A 15247-nucleotide genomic window follows, 5' to 3' on the forward strand; every position below is an offset into this window, starting at 1 on the left:
AAACGGTAGAAAATTTGCTTTTGCTTTGTCTGAACGCAGATTGGTTCAGTGTTTTGCTTAAATCAGTGCTGATTTGCGGTATTGCTGTGGGCTTAAACCCAACCTTGATTTGAAGGCGCTGCCGAGATGAGATTGATGAGCAAAACCACAATCCGCCGCGATATCGGCTATGGATAAATTGCTGTTCTTAAGTAACTGCCTGGCTCTTTGCAGCCTGCGTTCGGTGATGTAGGCATGCGGTGTGCTGCCGGTTGCGTGGGTAAAGCTGCGCAGGAAACGCAGCAAGGGCATGTGTGCCAGGTGTGCCAATTCTTCCAACTGGATTGGGGTATCGAGTTGATCTTCGATGTAATCGAGTATGTGTCCATGCAATGCGCGGTCGTCAACATATTGACTGCCAGTGCTGTTGTACATACTTGTCAGCCAGAGTCCACGTTGTAAAAACAATCCTGCTGTTTCTTCTACAAGTAAGGTATTTGGATCGGCTTCTAAATTTGATCTCGAATTTGCTTGTAACAGCAGGCAGCGCAATTGCCAGGCCAACATGACAGCCTGTTTGTCACCATGAAAAACCTGGCGCGGTGCGGTCAGTCGCATCTCTGCCACCAGTTCTGGCCTGGTGAGGTGCATGAGCAGATATTCACCCCCATGTGCAGATTCTGAAAACACGGGCAAGCCCGCAATGCCAAGGGCGAAGTCACCCGGCCAGGCATCAAAGTCCTGGCGCATATCGCTGGCTATGGCATGTACTCCGCTCTGACGTGCCAATGCCAGACCCAGGCTGGGGTAAGATGATTGACCATTGACTGAGTAGGCTGCTGTTGGCAATAGTTCCAGTTTTGCCCAGCCTGTATCCATGTTCATTGCAAAAGCTTTCTGCTGAAATTTCTTGATAGCGTAGAAAAATCGATCTGTCTATTATAGGGGCTGAATTAACAAATGCATGGAATCACAATGAAAACCATAGGTCTGATCGGCGGCATGAGTTGGGAATCGACCATCCCTTATTACCGCTTAATTAATGAAACCATTAAAGAAAAACTGGGTGGTCTGCATTCGGGCAAGATTATTTTGTACAGCGTGGATTTTCATGAAATAGAAAAACTGCAAACGGCGGGCGAGTGGGATGCGGCAGGAGCTATCATGGCACAGGCTGCCCGTTCGCTGGAACTGGCGGGAGCAGACTTTCTGGTGCTGTGTACCAATACCATGCACAAGCAGGCAGCCAGTATCGAGTCTGCAGTAGACATTCCGCTATTTCATATAGCTGACCCGACTGCGCAAGCCATCAAGAATGCAGGTTTCGGTAAAGTGGCTTTGCTGGGCACCCGCTTTACCATGGAGCAGGATTTTTATAAAGAACGCCTGCGTAGCAAACATGGTCTGGAAGTGGTGGTGCCAGAGCTTGCAGACCGCGACATCATTCACCAGGTGATCTATGAAGAACTGTGCCTGGGTAAAATCAATGCGGCATCGCGCCAGCATTTTCGCCGCATCATGGCGGGGCTGATAGAGAAGGGGGCTGAAGCAATCATCCTTGGTTGCACCGAGATATCTTTGCTAGTCAGCCAGACGGATGCAAGTGTGCCCTTGTTTGATACTACTACCCTTCATGCCCGCAGTGCTGCTGAATGGGCCCTGGCTTAGTTCACCTTGTGTAATGCTTCCCGCAACGCAGGCAGGAAATTTTCTTTCATTACCGGATCAGGGTTTTCCCGGACAGAAAAATACAGTGGCAGCAAAAAGGCGCTGACATTATGTCTTTGCGCCAATCTAGCTTGTGTATATTGGGCATTGGGTCCAGACTGAATGCTGCTGTCCATCAGTTTATTGAACCAGATATCCCAGTCACGCTTGTTGAAGCTGGGTGTTTTTGCCAGGAAGAATACAGCCGTCATCAATCTGACGCCTTCACCATATTGGTAAAAATGGGTGGATGGTGCGACCTGTGAAGCAATCGCCGCCAGCATGGCTTCATGCTGCGGCTTTTCTATTGCTGGATTCATCGCCAGTTGCAGCATCAGGTCAGCGCTGTGGGCAATGCCATGCCGCCAGCCATCTTTTTCATCAAAGCCACGGTAGTCACGCAGGTTGGTCAGGTAATGGCTGCCAGCATGGACGATGTCTATGCGCTCTTCGGCTGTCAGATAGGGTTTGTGTCTGTCCGCACGTACCAGTTCAGCCAGCGTCAGTATGGCAAACGGGCGCAGGAAACTGGTTTCTTCTGCAGCAGGTGCCTGCACCGCGTTGAGCATTTTTATACGCAATGCAGTCAGGGTGGGGTTTGTCAGTTTCTCGGCGCGCATCCAGCCAGACAGGGCTTCAAAGGCCAGTTCGTCGCGAAGTTCCGGGTTGCTTACACCCAGGCAATCTGCTGCTGACAGTGCCAGTTGCTGGCGTTTGTCATCGTCGGTCAGTTTCCAGCCATTCGATTTCAGGGCTTTTAACTCATCGTGCAGGGGCGTATTTGGCTGGCAATCGGCGTGGGCCGTGGCTGTTACTGCCAGCAGTAGCCACAGGCACAGCAATGACATCAGGTAACGCATGGTGAATGTCCGTATCAAAGATGGTAGGAAAGTAAGCAAGTTTGCCATGCCGGACGGGTCTTGTCATACGCTGACAAAAAACTTGGGAAAAATATTGAGTCAGCGCGCAAAGGAGCTCTGGCGTTTTATCGGTGAAACTGTGGCCAGCTTGTGTTCTTACGGCAGAAAAAAAGAGGCAAGTTAAATGGACGCGCAATGCTATCCTGTTGCGCGTCTTTTCTTTATCTTGCTGGCCTTACCACCAGCGCCACACCGGCCAGGGCTACGACCATACCAAGTATCGCCGTCATTGTCAGCTTTTCACCAAACATCAGCCAGGCCATGGCAGCTGTGACTGCGGGTACCAGGTACATATAGCTGGTGACCTTGGTTGCCTCGCCGTGACGTATCATGATGAACAGCACCGAGATACCAACGCCGGACAAGACAAATACCGACCAGGCCATGGCGGCAAAAAATTGTGGTGTCCAGATGATGGTCTGGGTTTCCAGCATCAGCGCAAATGGCAGGGTGACGATCAGTGAAGCGGCAAACTGTATGACTTGCCCGGTTCTGACATCAAAGCTGGGACAGGTTTTTTTCTGGTACAGCGTACCTATGGTCATGGCAGTCAGGGCCATGACAGCCAGCGCCACGCTGCTGCCAGACAAACCGATGACAGAAATCTTGTTTGCCACCACCAGTGCCACACCACAAATGCCCAGCGCCAGCCCAGCCCATTGTTTGCCGTAAATACGCTCACCAATGATAGGGCCAAGTAATGCTGTGAAGATGGGTTGGGTATTGGCGATCAGGGCTGCCACACCCGCTGGCATGCCGAGCTTGACGGCGCACCAGATGCCACCCAGATACATGGCCTGCATCAGCACACCTGCAATCGCGATGGGCAGCCAGGCACGGCGTTCTGGCCAGGGGGCACGCATGGCCAGCGCCAGCACCAGCATGAAAGCGATCACACCCAGATAACGCAGACATAAAAATGTCAGCGGCTCGGCATAGGGCAGGCCATATTTGGCGACCACATAACCGGAAGCCCAGATGAAAATGAAAATGGCGGGGAGAAAGCGCAATAAGGGTGAGGCTTTGGTGTACATGTTGTTCTAAAAGGAAGACGCTTGAGCAAAAGGGAAAATTCCTGATGCTCATTTGAGGCATGATCTTCGCACAGACAGACCAGGCGATGGATGAAAAAAAACCTGCGATGCTTGTGCAAGCGCAGGTTTTTTTTCATCTGTCATGATGCTACTAGAACTCATTTCATAAATAGGGATGAGTGCGAGCAAGGCGATTCGGGATGCAGTGCAAGGCGTGTCGCGAAGCTAAGGCTGGTGCCTTAGCAAGCGGCGCAACGCTGCAATGCGCCCGAATCGCCAGCTCCCGAAGGGTTTGCCTCATAACGTGTGCTGGACTGCGTTGGACTCGTTGTCAATAGACCCGCTATTGACTGCCTCGTCCGCCTTGCCAGCCCACGTTATGAGACAAACGCATCTCACCCCTATTTATGAAATGAGTTCTAGCATCATGACAAGCTTGATCAGCCCAGGTTTGCTGTCGCAAATTCCCAGTTAACCAATGCCCAGAATGCTTCCAGGTATTTTGGACGTGCATTGCGGTAATCGATGTAGTAAGCGTGTTCCCACAGATCGCAAGTCAGCAGCGGTGTGTCGGCTGTTGTCAGTGGTGTCGCTGCATTGGAGGTGTTGACGATATCCAGTGTGCCATCGGCTTTTTTAACCAGCCATGTCCAGGAAGAACCAAAGTTGCCTACGCAAGACTTGGTGAATGCATCTTTGAATGCATCAAAAGAACCCCATTTGGCATTGATGGCATCTGCCAGTTTGCCGCTTGGTGCGCCGCCGCCGTTAGGCTTCAGGCCATTCCAGTAGAAAGTGTGGTTCCAGATCTGGGCTGAGTTATTGAACACGCCGCCAGAAGATTTCTTAACGATTTCTTCCAGTGTGGAATTTTCAAATTCTGTACCCTTGATCAGGTTGTTCAGATTGGTCACATAGGTCTGGTGATGCTTGCCATAGTGATATTCCAGTGTTTCTTTGGAAATATGTGGAGCCAGAGCGTCCAGTGCATAGGGCAGTGCCGGTAGGGTATGTTCCATATCGCGTCCTTTTATTGTGAGTCTATCCATTTCCGGCAATCCGGAAAAGCCAGACCAGCATTGTAAGCTTTTGTACAAAAGCTTGCACGCAGACTGATAGGAAAGTCTCCGTTACTTTGCAAAACGATCAAGCGAGTGAGTTTCAGGCCTGCGGTAGTATTTTTTCGTCGATCCTGCTTCAGTCCAGGCTGGCCTGCACGCTGCTGATACCGATATCGGCTGTGCCCTCTGCCAGTCTTACCTGCAGCAGGGTATGCGGTTTCAGTTCCGCAGTGTTGCGCAAGACCTTGCCTTTATGGTCGCTGAGAATGGCATAGCCGCGTTCCAGTGTACGTTGCGGGTTCAGCATTTCCAGTTGGGCTTGCAGGGTCTGCAATTGCTGGCGATGGGTATCCTGACTGCGTTTGGCGGCGTTTTGCAGGCGTCTTTGCCATTCGGCCAATATCAGCCTGGGTGCGGCAACGCTGGGGCGCTGTGCCTGCCAGGCTTGCCGCAGTTGCGCCAGTTCATGTCTCGCCTGGTTCAGGCTGGTGCTGGCGGTATAGCTGAGTGAACGTGCCAGTTGCGTGACATGCAGGCGACGGGCAGCAATCGCAGCTTTCGGGCTGAGCAGTCTACGGCTTTGCCAGTCCAGCGTCTGGGCATGGTGATCGAGGCGGCGGTGCATGCTGCGGTTAAGCAATTGCGCCTGCCGCTGTAACAGTTGCATCCATTCGCTTCTTGGTGTTGCGGCCAGTTCCGCTGCTGCGGTGGGGGTGGCGGCACGTATATCAGCGGCAAAATCGGCGATGGTGAAGTCGGTTTCATGGCCTATGCCAGCAATCACAGGCATGGGGCAGTTGACGATGGTGCGGGCGACGACTTCTTCATTGAAGGCCCACAGGTCTTCCATGCTGCCACCACCACGGCACACCAGCAGCACATCACATTCTTCACGTGCAGCGGCAGAGGCGATGGCCTGGGCGATTTTGGAGCCGGCACCTTCACCCTGCACCGGGGTTGGGTACAAAATCACGTTGACATGCGGTGCCCGTCGCTGCAGCGTCGTCAGCACGTCACGCAAGGCGGCTGCCTGCGGGCTGGTGACGATGCCTATGGTCCGCACGAATGTCGGCAAGGGGCGTTTGCGGTCGGCATCAAACAAGCCTTCCTGGGTCAATTGCGCTTTCAGGCGCAAGAAGGCTTCATACAGATTGCCGACACCGGCACGGCGTATGGCTTCCACGCTGAGCTGGTAATCACCGCGCGGTGCATACAGGGTGACCAGCGCACGCACTTCTACCTTGTCACCTTCTTTCGGCTGGAAGTCGGCATACTGGGCACGACCACGGAACATCACCGCCCGGACCTGGGCCGCATTGTCTTTTAGCGTGAAATACCAATGTCCAGAAGCGGCGCGGGTAAAGTTGGATATTTCGCCGGAAACCCATGTCAGTGGCAGGTTGCGTTCCAAAAGCTGCGCCACAGCTTGGTTCAGAGCCGAAACTGTCATCACAGATGGCGTGTTTACTGGGTTTGTAAAACGAGAATCAGTATTCATAAAGCTTGGCGGGGTAAATTCTGTCCACAGAAGCGTGGATTGGTCATCAGCATGTCATTTTGCCTCTGCAATGTCAAAAGAAATGAAAGTTCATCTTCTAAGTCATTGATTTTTAATGTGAATCGATCTGCAAAAGAAAAAGGCAATATGAAAATTCTCTTTCAAATCAAGGGTCTTAGCTTCATTTTTTACTCTTGTGCACAAACTTATCCACAGAAATTGTGATCAAGCTGTTGAAAACTTTTAAGTATTTGCCAGGTACCTTATTTGCTCAAAATACTGGCAGCAAAGTAATATTGAATAAAATCAATGACTTGCCACGTTTCCCTATGCTTTTACACAAACTTGTCCACATATTTTGTGTAGAAAACCGTCTTATATACACTGAAAAATATAAAAAACACAATAAAATAATTATTTTCCACAATATATGCTCATTGCCACTTTTTTAGGCGTGACAATTTTGTGATTATAAATCAATGACTTGGTCACATCTCCAAGGCTTTTTCACAATCTTGTCCACAAAATTTGTGCAAAACATGGGTTTTGTCCCCAAGGCCTTGTTTCAACGTTGTTGTTTTACACACTTTTACATGCTCAGTGGATTAAAACACTGTGGAAAACTTGATAATGACAGATTTGCCTGTTTTTCTGGCAGTGAATAATCCTGTATATAAATCATGGACTTAGCTTGTTTCCAATGGGTAATGCACAATCTTGTCCACATTTTTTGTGCAAAACAAACGAGTTTTCCCCAGGGATTTTCAAGTTGCTTAAAACATGTGCAAAAACGCGTCAAATACAGGCTATGCCTAAATTATTGGCATGCCGATAATCTTCTTTGAAATCATGGACTTGCCAATCTCTACCCGGCTTTTACACAAACTTGTCCACAAATTATGTGCAGAACCACGCCCTGCAACAGGCTGAAAAATCACAATTTATCCACAGAATGGCTGTGCCTATTTCTTTGGCAATGATGAAAAATCCATACAAATCATGGGTTTAGTCAGATTGCACAGACTTATCCACAAGCTTGCACACAGATTTTGTGCAAAACAGTGCTAAGAGGTGATAAATTTTGTACAGAGTTTTTTGCTGCATGCTCTTGCCCGCAGACAAACAACGCGCTACATTGCGGGCTTGGATTTAGGAACCTTCAAGGAGTTAATTTGTTCGCCATCATTCAAGCCGCAGGCTGGCCAATTTATCTGTTGCTGATTGCCTCAGTTATTGCGCTGACATTAATCATCGAACGCAGTCTGTCTTTGCGCCGTAGTCGTATCTTGCCACCGACGCTGCTGGATGAAGTTATCCGTGTGTATCAGGCCGGTAAGGTCAAACCTGAAGTGATACAGCAACTGGCAGGCAATTCGCCACTGGGCAAAGTGCTGGCGGCGGGTTTGCGCAACGTCAATGCGCCACGTGATGTCATGAAAGAGTCAATAGAAGAAGCCGGCAGCGCCGTTGCCCATGATCTGGAACGTTTCCTGACGACGCTGGGTACAATCGCTTCGCTGGCACCGTTGATGGGCTTGTTTGGTACCGTTGTCGGTATGATAGAAATTTTCGGCTCACAAAATGCATCTGGTGCCAACCCGGCGCAACTGGCGCATGGTATTTCTGTGGCCTTGTACAACACTGGCTTTGGTTTGATGATTGCCATGCCCGCCATGGTGTTCTGGCGTCATTTCCGTGCCCTGGTGGACAGTATCGTTGTGGACATGGAACAGCAAGCCATCAAGTTTGTTGATGTTGTCCACAGCGCCAGGAAGTAGTCATGAATTTTCGTAAAGGAAGGGGCAGGGAAGAGCCGGAAATCAACCTGATCCCGTTTATTGACGTCTTGCTGGTCATCCTGATTTTCCTGATGGTGACCACGACCTATAGCCGCTTTACCGAATTGCAGATTACGCTGCCTACGGCAGATGCTGAAAAGGCGCAGGACAAGCCTAATCAGATCGATATCGGTATTGATGCGCAGGGCCGTTACAAAATCAATAACCAGGCCGTGTCTTTTCTTGACACACTGACTCTGGCAGAAGATTTGAAAAAAGCGGCAGCGGCGCTTGATCCGGCAAAAAACGGTAATCAGCCCGATCCGGTGATCATCATCAATGCTGACCGTGCGGCCACACACCAGTCGGTCATTGATGTGCTGGAAGCGGCGCGGCTGGCCGGGATGTCCAAGGTCACCTTTGCGGCGCAGGCATCGGCCAGGTCCAAGTAATTCAGACACCGGTAACGTCGATAGTCAGGTAGCCGGGGAGTGTGCATCACTCCCCGGTTTCTTTTTTTGAAATGGCAAGGGAACCTGGATGGAAAGCCTGTTGTTGAAAGCCTGGCAAAAGCGCGGCGTGCTGGCTTGCCTGCTATGGCCACTGTCAAAACTGTTTCAGTTGCTGGTGATGTTTCGCTTTGGCCTGTTCGTGATGGGCTATAAGCCACAAACCAGGCTGGCGGTGCCAGTGGTGGTGGCTGGTAATATTTTCGTTGGTGGTACTGGCAAGACACCACTGGTGATTTGGCTGGTGCAGGAATTGCGCAAGGCGGGCTGGCATCCAGGTGTGATTTCACGCGGTTATGGTGCTGATGCCGATAGCGTGAGTCTGGTCGGCCCGCATTCCAGCGCCCAAGTGGTGGGGGATGAACCCCTGCTGATTGCGGAACGCAGCCAATGTCCGGTGGCAGTAGGGCGCAACCGGGTGATGGCGGGTCAGGCTTTGCTGGCAGCCCATCCGCAAGTGGACGTGATTGTGGCTGATGATGGCTTGCAGCATTATGCACTGGCACGCGATGTCGAAATCATACTGTTTGATCAGCGTGGTGTCGGCAATGGCTGGCTGCTGCCTGCTGGCCCATTGCGTGAACCGGTGCAGCGCAGCCGTGATTTTACGGTTTGTAATGTACCTAATTTGCCTGCTGGCAGCAGCCAGGCAGCGCCTGGGGTACCGGCAGATGCGATACGCATGTGCTTGCAGCCCGGGGCGGCCTATCGCCTGAATGACAGTCAGCAGCAAAAGCCCTTGGCCGATTTTGGTGGCAAACGCCTGGTGGCAGCCGCAGGCATAGGCAATCCACAGCGGTTTTTTGACATGCTGACCGGCCAGGGCCTGGTGTGTCAGGGGCTGGCTTTTCCTGATCATCATGCCTACGATGCACAGAGTTTTAGCCGGGTAAATGCAGAATGCATCCTGATCACCGAAAAGGATGCAGTAAAATGTAGGCAAATTGCGGCTTTGCTGGACGACACCCGTATTTGGGTCGTGCCGGTGGAAGCAGAACTGGATGCTGGCTTTGCCGCATCGCTGATACAAATGATTTCGGAGAAAAAGCATGGACGCACGTCTGCTTGATGTCTTGGTTTGCCCTTTGTGCAAGGGACCATTGGTCCACCACAAAGCCAGCCAGGAATTGATTTGCTATGGAGACAGACTGGCTTTCCAGATTCGGGATGATATCCCCATCATGTGGGCAGACCAGGCCAGGGCGCTGACGCCAGAAGAAGTGTCGGCAAGAGTCTGAGTTTGAATCTGGATAGCATGAATATGTTGAATAAGTTGATTATGTTGAATTGGCTGGCATGAGTTTTATTGCAATCATACCGGCCAGGCTGGCGTCCAGCCGCCTGCCGAATAAACCGCTGGCCGACATCGGCGGCAAACCCATGGTGGTACGTACGGCTGAACGTGCACTGGAATCCGGTGCCAGCGCCATCATGGTGGCGACTGACCATGCCGACATCGTGGCTGCCTGCCAGGCCCATGGCGTGCCAGTGTGCATGACGCGAGCCGATCATCCGTCCGGCACCGACCGCATTGCCGAAGTGGCTGCCAGCATGAACCTGGCGGATGATGCCGTCATCGTCAACGTGCAGGGTGATGAGCCGCTGATAGACCCGGCCCTGATCGCTGCTACCGCCGCTTTGGTGAATGCGGATGTGCCAATGGCAACAGCGGCCCACCCTATTCATGCAGTGGAAGATGGTTTTAACCCAAATGTGGTCAAGGTGGTATTGGACAAGCATGGCCGTGCACTGTACTTTTCACGCGCCACCATTCCCTGGCACAGGGATGCATTTGCTGTCAGCCGTGCAGAGTTCCCGGCTGGCTATGCGCCTTTGCGCCACATTGGTTTGTATGCCTACCGCAACGATTTCTTAAAAAAATATCCCTTGCTGGCTATTTCTCCGCTGGAACAAATTGAAGCACTGGAGCAATTGCGGGTTTTGTGGCATGGCTACGCGATTGCGGTCCATGTGACTGATTCAAGCCCCGCGCCAGGGGTGGATACGGCCGAAGATTTACTGCGGGTCAGGCAATTCTTTATGGATAAAAAATAAAAAAACTGCGGACTTATCCCCGGATTTCGTGGCAAAGCATCAAGAAACAGGAAATTTGTGGTAAGTTTCGTGAAAAGATACTGTGTTATTACTGCTAAATAAAAAGAAAAGCTAAATAGCAGGGCCGACCATGAGGCTATGGTGGTTTCGATAACAACATACACAAAAAATTCAAACTCGTCTTAGGAAATTTAAAATGCGTCTTATTTTGTTGGGAGCGCCGGGTGCCGGCAAGGGTACACAAGCCAATTACATTAAAGAAAAATTCAATATTCCTCAAATTTCTACTGGCGACATGTTGCGTGCTGCAGTCAAGGCAGGCACACCGCTGGGGCTGGAAGCCAAGAAAGTCATGGATGCAGGCGGACTGGTGTCAGATGACATCATCATCGGTCTGGTCAAAGACAGGCTGAAACAGGATGATTGCGCAAATGGTTATTTGTTCGACGGCTTTCCACGCACCACGCCACAAGCGGATGCGATGAAGGATGCTGGCGTGACGATAGACTATGTACTGGAAATCGATGTCCCTGATGAAGCCATTGTTGACCGCATGAGCGGCCGTCGGGTACACCCTGGCTCTGGCCGTACTTACCATGTCAAATTCAATCCCCCGAAAGTGGAAGGCAAGGATGATGTCACTGGTGAAGAACTGATACAGCGTGACGACGACAAGGAAGAAACCGTCAAGAAACGCCTGTCCGTGTATCACGAACAGACCGAAGTGCTGTTGTCTTACTATGGCGACTGGGCTAAATCTGGTCAGCCAGGTGCGCCTAAATATCGCAAGATCGCTGGTGTCGGACCGGTAGAAACCATCCGCGACAGCGCATTTGCAGCGCTGGCAGAATAAGCAGGTAAAGAGCGGACTCGATGGTCCGCTTTTTTTTGGGCTAGCCCCGGCCATGTCACTCCAAAAATATGGGCAACGTACAAGTTTCGCAGTGTGCAGGTTTCATTCTTATCCATGAACTGATTTGGTTCTGATACCACCGGTATCGTCAGAATGAAGAAATGTCCTTGTTTTACTTTGTCGTCCAAAAAACATGCTCGCCCATAAGGCAGGCGTGTCCATAACAACAGGAGGAGTCAACATGGCAGCAAGTCTGTGGTTTGTCATCGCATGTGGAGTCATTGCCGTACTGTATGGCCTGGTATCGCGTAGCTGGATCCTGAAACAGGATGCCGGTAATGCGCGTATGCAGGAAATTGCCGCAGCTATTCAACAGGGGGCCGCCGCCTATCTGGCCAGGCAATATCGCACCATTGCCATTGTTGGTGCGGTGTTGTTTGTTGCCATTGCCGCCATGCCTGGTCTGGGCCTGGTCACCGCCATCGGGTTTTTAATTGGTGCAGTCTTGTCGGGAGCCTGTGGCTTCATCGGCATGAATGTATCGGTGCGGGCCAATGTCAGGACCGCCCAGGCAGCGACCAAGGGTATGAATGAAGCGCTCGACGTTGCATTCAGGGGCGGTGCAATTACCGGCATGCTGGTGGTTGGCCTGGGTCTGCTTGGCGTGACGATCTTTTATTGGGTACTGATGACCAATGCGGCTGGCGGTACGCTGACCCAGCATGACGTGCTCAAACCCTTGATAGGCCTGGCCTTTGGTGCCTCGCTGATCTCCATCTTCGCCCGTCTGGGTGGCGGTATCTTTACCAAGGGTGCTGACGTTGGTGCTGATCTGGTGGGCAAGGTTGAGGCAGGTATCCCTGAAGATGATCCGCGTAACCCTGCCGTGATTGCCGATAACGTTGGCGACAACGTTGGTGACTGCGCCGGTATGGCTGCCGACTTGTTTGAAACCTATGTGGTGACCCTGATTGCCACAATGTTGCTGGGTGCTCTGGTAGTGACCACCAATGTGACCGAAGCCATCGTCTACCCCTTATTACTGGGTGCTGTATCAATACTGGCTTCCATCGTTGGTTGCTCCATGGTCAAGGCCAAGGCGGGCAAGAAAATCATGTCGGCCCTGTACACTGGTTTGTGGTGGGCTGCTGGTTTGTCACTGATCGGTTTTGCCGTCGTCACCTGGCAAGTCTGGCCAGATGAAGCCATGCGCATGAAGATGATGGGATCCGCCCTGGTTGGTATCGTCCTTACTGGTCTGATGGTCTACATCACTGAATATTACACTGGCACTGACTTCAAACCTGTGCAACATGTGGCACAGGCATCGACAACCGGTCATGGCACCAACATCATTGCCGGTCTGGGTGTGTCGATGAAATCGACAGCCTGGCCGGTGCTGGCAGTCTGTGCAGCGATCCTGGTTTCCTTCCAGCTTGCCGGTTTGTATGGCATCGCTATTGCCGCCACCTCCATGCTGTCCATGGCCGGTATCATCGTGGCCCTGGATGCCTATGGCCCGATTACCGATAATGCGGGTGGTATTGCTGAAATGTCGGAAATGCCAGCCTCTGTGCGTGCCATTACCGATCCGCTGGATGCCGTCGGCAACACCACCAAGGCAGTGACCAAAGGCTATGCGATTGGCTCTGCCGGTCTGGCGGCACTGGTTCTGTTTGCCGATTACACCCATGCCCTGGATTCGGTAGGCAAAAGCACCTCGTTTGACCTGTCTAATCCGCAAGTCATCGTCGGCCTGTTCATCGGTGGCCTGATTCCTTACCTGTTTGGTGCCATGGCGATGGAGGCCGTGGGCCGGGCTGCCGGTGCTGTGGTGGTGGAAGTGCGCCGCCAGTTCAAGGAAATCAAAGGCATCATGGACGGTACCGGCAAACCCGAATATGACAAGGCGGTGGATATGCTGACCACCTCGGCCATCAAGGAAATGATCATTCCTTCGCTGCTGCCGGTCGTCGTGCCTATCCTGGTCGGCATGTTGTTGGGGCCAGCCGCATTGGGTGGTTTGCTGATGGGAACCATCGTCACCGGCCTGTTTGTGGCCATCTCAATGACCACCGGCGGCGGTGCCTGGGATAATGCCAAGAAATACATAGAAGATGGTCATTTTGGCGGCAAGGGTTCAGACGCCCATAAAGCCGCTGTGACAGGTGATACTGTGGGTGATCCGTACAAAGATACGGCTGGCCCGGCAGTCAATCCGCTGATCAAGATCATCAACATCGTTGCCCTGTTGCTGGTACCTTTGTTGCCTGCTACCGGCACCACGTCTGCTGCAGCCAGCAGCCATGCCAGCCCGCCTGCACAAATGGCGGCACCGGCGGCTTCGGCATCTGCGTCGGTTGCTGTTCCGGTCGCGCCTCCGGCAGCGGCATCTGCTGCATCGGCCCCTATGGACGTGCCACCACCTCCGCCCATGACTGAACCAGCATCTGCCAGCAAGTAGGGCAGAAATTAGGCTTGTAGCTTAGGTTAACATGCCTTGGCTACGCGGTAATCAGCAATGAAAATGGCAGTGATATAAAGTCGCTGCCATTTTTTTATTTTTGCCTTGGGAAGAATATTCGTTACAATAAGTGGATGTGACGTTTACGTAAACGTAAATACTGTAAATGTAATTTACACAAGCCTATCAACCCGCGTCATTGAAATCATATAGACATCATTAGCTGAGAGAGACCACTATGCAAATTCAAAATCAAGTATTCATTATCACCGGCGGTGCTTCCGGCCTGGGTGCAGCAACAGCAAGAATGATCGTTGCCAATGGCGGCAAGGTCGTGCTGGCCGATGTGCAGGTTGAAGCTGGCGAACAACTGGCTGCAGAATTGGGCGGCAAGTTCGTCAAATGTGATGTCACCTCTGAAGCAGATGGCAAAGCCGTGGTCGAAGCTGCTGCCTCCATGGGTACCCTGCGTGGCCTGGTGAATTGCGCCGGTGTCGCTCCTGCCATCAAGACCGTGGGCAAGGATGGCCCGCATCCGCTGGACGTATTCCAGCGCGTGGTCAACATCAACCTGATTGGCACATTCAATATGTGCCGCCTGGCAGCAGATGCCATGGGCAAAACAGAAGCTGCTGAACATGGTGAACGTGGTGTTATCATTAATACTGCATCGGTCGCCGCCTATGACGGCCAGATCGGCCAGGCAGCCTATGCTTCTTCCAAGGCAGCGGTAGTCGGCCTGACCCTGCCTATGGCACGCGATTTGTCACGTAGTGGTATCCGCGTCATGACCATTGCTCCTGGTATTTTTGAAACGCCGATGCTGCTGGGTATGCCGCAAGAAGTGCAGGATGCTCTGGGCAAGATGGTCCCGTTCCCACCACGTCTGGGTAAGCCGGATGAATATGCGAGCCTGGCCAAGTCGATTATTGAGAATGTGATGTTGAATGGGGAGACAATCCGGTTAGATGGAGCCATTCGCATGCAACCCAAATGAAGTATTGATAAAGCTACTGCGCGACCTTATTTTTAGCCTGCGATGCTCACCGTACTAAAGTACGGTTGCGCTTCTTAACTAAAACTAAGGCCGCTCGCTACGCTTTCTCAACACTTCATGCGACCCGCATGCAGCCCAAATAGTAAGTGCTGATAAAGCTACTGCGCGGCGCGATTTTTGATCTGCGATGCTCATCGTACCTGAGTACGACTGCGCTTCTTAATCAAAACTAGCGTCGCTCGTTACGCTTTCTCAGCACTTACTGCGCTTCAGTATGCAGAGAGAAGAAAAAGTTGTTTCGCTTTCTCAACACTTCGCGCAACTGAGGTGGTGGCTGTTTCGATCTGCTTCTGATTGTTGTATTTGCATAGAGCGGTGTTTTCACTGTGCCG

General features: G+C 51.9%; 14 protein-coding genes. 9 read left to right on the forward strand and 5 right to left on the reverse strand.

Going from position 1 to position 15247, the window contains the following annotated elements:
* Positions 1-57 precede the first annotated feature (57 nt).
* Entirely contained in the window at positions 58-864 is an 807-nt protein-coding gene (locus tag AC1RVX_RS28180; RefSeq protein WP_493219907.1) for a helix-turn-helix domain-containing protein, read from the reverse strand.
* A gap of 90 nt (positions 865-954) precedes the next feature.
* Here AC1RVX_RS28180 and AC1RVX_RS28185 point away from each other — a divergent pair, with 90 nt between their 5' ends.
* The gene (locus tag AC1RVX_RS28185; protein WP_493219908.1) at positions 955-1647 is read left to right on the forward strand and encodes an aspartate/glutamate racemase family protein; all 693 of its coding nucleotides are present in this window, start codon (positions 955-957) and stop codon (positions 1645-1647) included.
* On the opposite strand, the gene AC1RVX_RS28190 is transcribed toward AC1RVX_RS28185, so the two are convergent.
* The 4 genes from AC1RVX_RS28190 to xseA form a co-directional block, all read right to left on the reverse strand.
* Positions 1644-2546, reverse strand: a complete 903-nt coding sequence (locus AC1RVX_RS28190; RefSeq protein WP_493219909.1) for a DUF2785 domain-containing protein — start codon at positions 2544-2546, stop codon at positions 1644-1646. The two genes, AC1RVX_RS28185 and AC1RVX_RS28190, sit on opposite strands and share 4 nt — an antisense overlap.
* 221 nt (positions 2547-2767) lie before the next feature.
* Positions 2768-3640, reverse strand: coding sequence for a DMT family transporter (locus tag AC1RVX_RS28195; RefSeq protein ID WP_493219910.1), 873 nt, complete (start codon positions 3638-3640; stop codon positions 2768-2770).
* Between the two features lie 440 nt (positions 3641-4080).
* Positions 4081-4659, reverse strand: a complete 579-nt coding sequence (gene sodB, locus AC1RVX_RS28200) for a superoxide dismutase [Fe] (RefSeq protein ID WP_493219911.1) — start codon at positions 4657-4659, stop codon at positions 4081-4083.
* 178 nt (positions 4660-4837) lie between these two features.
* Positions 4838-6199: an exodeoxyribonuclease VII large subunit gene (gene xseA / locus AC1RVX_RS28205; RefSeq protein ID WP_493219912.1), complete on the reverse strand. Its 1362-nt coding sequence runs from the start codon at positions 6197-6199 to the stop codon at positions 4838-4840.
* A 1172-nt stretch (positions 6200-7371) separates the two neighbouring features.
* On the opposite strand from xseA, the gene AC1RVX_RS28210 reads away from it, so the two are divergent.
* The 8 genes from AC1RVX_RS28210 to AC1RVX_RS28245 all read left to right on the forward strand — a co-directional run bounded on the left by AC1RVX_RS28210 (position 7372) and on the right by AC1RVX_RS28245 (position 14855).
* Entirely contained in the window at positions 7372-7977 is a 606-nt protein-coding gene (locus tag AC1RVX_RS28210) for a MotA/TolQ/ExbB proton channel family protein (RefSeq protein WP_186947574.1), read from the forward strand.
* A 2-nt stretch (positions 7978-7979) separates the two neighbouring features.
* Positions 7980-8429, forward strand: a complete 450-nt coding sequence (locus AC1RVX_RS28215; protein WP_493219913.1) for an ExbD/TolR family protein — start codon at positions 7980-7982, stop codon at positions 8427-8429.
* A gap of 88 nt (positions 8430-8517) precedes the next feature.
* Complete coding sequence (lpxK, locus tag AC1RVX_RS28220) at positions 8518-9555, forward strand: tetraacyldisaccharide 4'-kinase (RefSeq protein ID WP_493219914.1); 1038 nt, start codon at positions 8518-8520, stop codon at positions 9553-9555.
* A complete protein-coding gene (locus AC1RVX_RS28225) occupies positions 9536-9724 on the forward strand; it encodes a Trm112 family protein (protein WP_493219915.1) in 189 nt (62 codons plus the stop codon). The genes lpxK and AC1RVX_RS28225 overlap by 20 nt, the downstream gene beginning before the upstream one ends.
* Before the next feature lie 58 nt (positions 9725-9782).
* The gene (gene kdsB, locus AC1RVX_RS28230; protein WP_493219916.1) at positions 9783-10541 is read left to right on the forward strand and encodes a 3-deoxy-manno-octulosonate cytidylyltransferase; all 759 of its coding nucleotides are present in this window, start codon (positions 9783-9785) and stop codon (positions 10539-10541) included.
* Positions 10542-10737: 196 nt separating this feature from the next.
* Positions 10738-11394 (forward strand): adenylate kinase, encoded by a 657-nt coding sequence (gene adk / locus AC1RVX_RS28235; RefSeq protein WP_493219917.1) that lies wholly within the window; start codon positions 10738-10740, stop codon positions 11392-11394.
* 241 nt (positions 11395-11635) lie between these two features.
* The gene (locus AC1RVX_RS28240; protein ID WP_493219918.1) at positions 11636-13858 is read left to right on the forward strand and encodes a sodium-translocating pyrophosphatase; all 2223 of its coding nucleotides are present in this window, start codon (positions 11636-11638) and stop codon (positions 13856-13858) included.
* A gap of 238 nt (positions 13859-14096) precedes the next feature.
* On the forward strand, positions 14097-14855 hold the full coding sequence (locus tag AC1RVX_RS28245) for a 3-hydroxyacyl-CoA dehydrogenase (RefSeq protein ID WP_493219919.1): 759 nt from the start codon (positions 14097-14099) through the stop codon (positions 14853-14855).
* Positions 14856-15247 lie beyond the last annotated feature (392 nt).

The organism is Undibacterium sp. GW821-FHT11B02 (assembly GCF_058808955.1).